Origin of the sequence: Fusobacterium sp., assembly GCF_030528405.1 — a bacterium.
Taxonomy (GTDB): domain Bacteria; phylum Fusobacteriota; class Fusobacteriia; order Fusobacteriales; family Fusobacteriaceae; genus Fusobacterium.
This window is the reverse complement of sequence record NZ_JAUMYY010000069.1, coordinates 1-3,565: the sequence shown is the minus strand read 5'-3', so window position 1 is coordinate 3,565 and position 3,565 is coordinate 1. Positions and strand designations below refer to the sequence as shown.

The following is a 3,565-nucleotide window of genomic DNA, read 5'->3' as shown; positions in this document are numbered from 1 at the left end:
AAAAATCACAATATATAGAAAAGTTCCTCTAAATATAACAATGTTGTTCCGAATAAAAAAATTAATAGAACAAAAAAAGTATGACTTGGTAGAAAGGTTAATTATAAATTACTTTGAACAAAATAGAGATTATTTTAAAACATTAAAAAAGGAAAGAGAAGAAGAAAATAAAATTGAATATCGAAAAGACTTTGATTCCCAAAAATTTATAAAATATTTTAAAAAAATAAGAGATAATCATAAAACTGATTGGCTTGATAATCTAATCTTATTCTATAAATATGATGAACAAAGAATTCAAAAAAAAGAAATCAATAAATATTGGAAAAATTTTAAGGAAGTTGTAAAATTTAATGAAGGAGAATAACAATGAATAAAATTGAATACGTAATAGAAACATATTCTAATTGTTTAATTGGCAATCAAACAGAAAGTTTTTCAATTGGTGGAGTGGATCAGGCTACAACTATTGATGAAAAAGGAAATCCAATGATTCATGCTTCATCAATAAAAGGTGCTTTACGAAATATGGTTAGAGAAGAAGATAATAAAATGAAAAAAACAAAGGAGTTAATGAAAAAAATTCTAGAAGATATAAAAAATAAGTATGAGCAGCTAGAGAAAGATGTTCAACAAATTGATGCAGTAAGAAAAATAATAAAAAAAATAGATTCTCTTTGTAATGAACCTATAAAAGCTGAGTATATTTTTGGTATAGAAGGGATCAATAATATGCCTAGGATTTTTTTCTCAGATTTACGATTAAGCAATCCAAAAGAAAGAAATGAGTATTTTGCTATTGATGTAAAAAATGTGTTAGAGGAAAAAGAAAATGAAATAATTTCAAGACCACGAACATATAAAGTTTTAAGACCTGGTGTGAAGTTAAAAGGATATATTTCATTTCAAGGTTTTGAAAAATATAATAAATTATTAGAGGAATCTGTTAAAGAATTAAAAGATATACTTTTGCTTTTTAATGAAGGAGTTTATGGCTTGGGAAACTCAAAATCAAGAGGTTACGGACAAGTAAAAGTTTTAGAAAGAGATATTATCTTCAAATAGGAGGAAATAATGAGAAAATTTGAGATAAAATTAAGAGTAGAAGGAGCTATAACATTATTGCCAGATTCTCAAAAATTGTTTGGTTATCTAATGAATAAATTAAGTGAATGTTTTTCTAAAAATGAAATTGAAAATTTCATTAATGATATTGTAGGAAAATGTATGATATCAAATTTGATACCAAGTGGATACTTACCAACTCCAAAGATTTATTTGACAAGATTAATAAAAGAAAGAAAAAAATGTAAGGAAGCAGAGAAAAATAATATTTGTGTAAATAATGATTTAGATGATTTGAAAAAATTAATGGAAGAATTAAAAGAATTAAAGAAAAATAAGGTTAAAGAAAAAACAGAAAAGATAGAAGAAATAGAAATAATAAAGAGAGAAATGGTAAAAAAAGCAGAAAAAGCTGAATCTTTTTCGAGCAAAGCAATTTATGAAACTTTAAAAAAAATAGAATATATAAAAAAAGAAGATTTGCCTAAATTGATTCAAAGAATTGAGATGGAAGAAGAGTTCTCAACAAATTTACTCAAAGAGTATGATTATATAATAAAAAATCAAAAATATATACAAAAATTTAAATTAGAAAGTCAAATAAGAAAAATTCCAGGCTTTCCCAATATCTCATATTCTTTGCCAATTGTTGAGTATAAGAATAAAAAAAATGATTTTCAAAAGGATTTCACTTTTTTTGTAATAACAGAAGAAAATTCAATTTTAGCTAATTTATTATGTAATTTAAAAAAAGATATAAAAAATTTATGGATGATTGGTCCAAAAGCAAGTAGTGGTTATAATTGCTATTCTTTAGAAGAAATAATAGAATCAGAATACAAAGAACCTTCAAGTGAAACTGGACCTTATATAAATTTAGGAATGCTCCTACCTCAAGAAAATAGTATTTTTTGGGAAAAGTCACAAATAGACATTTATTCATCAGACAGAAGACCTTATGAATTAGGAGATCACACACCTAAAGTAATTAGTTTCATTAACATAGGAAGTATTTTAGTATGTGAAGAAAAGAAACCTTATAAGATAGGAAAATCAATAAAAAATAAATATAATAAATTACATTCTAATGCTATAGTTTTTGGTAACTCTTATCTAGAAAATTTGGAGGTTTAAAGCATGAAAAAATATAAGCTTACTTTAAGTACTATTTCACCTATTATACTTTCTCCAAGGATGCAAGGAGCAATGTATAATGAAATTGATTATAAAAAAGACGAGGCAGAAAGTAATTATGAAATTATTTATCCATTTTACAGTTATGATAACCGGTATAATAAAATCAATAAAAAATATTGTAAAGCAAAAGATTATTATATACCAGCTTCTTCTTTAAAAGGGGCATTACAACTAGAAAAAATAATAAAAATGACCGAAGATATAACTGAAGAAGGTGTAGAAACAGAGTTTAACAGAGAAGAAAAAAGGATTATGAATATTGGGAAATATTTTATTTGTAGGGACATTATGGTAGATTCAGATTATATAGAATTAAGAAATTTACAAAAATATCAATATTTATATCAAAATAAAGAAGGAAAAAAAGAACCTAAACTAGAAAATTTTTTTCCAAAAGTTGGAGTTGAAATGTTAAAAAATAACATAGAATTATTTGGTGAAATTATAGTGAAAGAATTAGAAATAGACTGGCAAAAAAGTTTATCAAGTTTAAATAAAATTACCAAAATTAAGCTAAATAACAGTATAGAGGAAATTAATCAACTTGAAAAGATATATGAAGAAAAGCAAAAGGGGATTTTAGAAAAAAATTATAAAAAGGGACTTGAAAGACTTTTAAAAGTCAGAGAGAAATTGAAAGAAATTAAATGTGAAGTTGATAAAATTCCAAGTGCATGTCTGAAGGCTTATATTTTTCTGGGAGGTTTTAAAGGACTGTTACATAGTTTATCAGATAAAGTTGAGAAACCAAAAATTAATTCAACTTCATTTTTTATAGATAGCAAAAGTAATTTTCTATATGGTTTGGTAACAGTAGAGATAAGTGAATATAGAGAAATATAAAAATATTTCTTGTAAGAAGGGGCGTATATTATGGCACAAGTCTTGAAAGAAGAAATTAGAAATAAAATATTAATTGCAGCAGAAACAATTTTTTATGAAAAAGACTATAAAAGAGCTAAATTAACTGATATTGCTAATAAAACTGTTACTTCAGTTGCACTTATTTATTCATATTTTAAAAATAAAACCTCTTTGCTTGATGAAATAGTAAGAGGTATACTCAATAAAATTATCAAAATAATGGAAGAAGAAGAAAAACTTGAGGTAGGTAGTGCTCTTGAGAGATTTAATCAAGGAAGCGCAAAATATTTACTTGACATACTAAAAGATAGAATTAGACTCAAAATCTTGATTGATAAAAGCGTGGGAACCAAACATGAAGAGGCAAAAGATATTTGGGTGAGTAGATTAGAAACTTATATAGAAGAAGGACTAAAATGCTATTCAAATAATAATCCTA

General features: G+C 24.8%; 4 protein-coding genes and 1 pseudogene. All 5 read left to right on the top strand.

Features of this window, described 5'->3' with window-relative positions:
• Positions 1-367, top strand: a pseudogene (locus Q4A58_RS07970) (hypothetical protein); the annotation flags it as partial.
• Between the two features lie 2 nt (positions 368-369).
• Positions 370-1,065 (top strand): RAMP superfamily CRISPR-associated protein, encoded by a 696-nt coding sequence (locus tag Q4A58_RS07965; RefSeq protein ID WP_303118145.1) that lies wholly within the window; start codon positions 370-372, stop codon positions 1,063-1,065.
• Positions 1,066-1,074: 9 nt separating this feature from the next.
• Positions 1,075-2,199 (top strand): hypothetical protein, encoded by a 1,125-nt coding sequence (locus Q4A58_RS07960; protein ID WP_303118144.1) that lies wholly within the window; start codon positions 1,075-1,077, stop codon positions 2,197-2,199.
• Between the two features lie 3 nt (positions 2,200-2,202).
• A complete protein-coding gene (locus Q4A58_RS07955) occupies positions 2,203-3,105 on the top strand; it encodes a hypothetical protein (protein WP_303118143.1) in 903 nt (300 codons plus the stop codon).
• A gap of 30 nt (positions 3,106-3,135) precedes the next feature.
• Positions 3,136-3,565 (top strand): TetR/AcrR family transcriptional regulator (locus Q4A58_RS07950; RefSeq protein ID WP_303118142.1); only part of this gene is annotated, 430 nt, incomplete at its 3' end.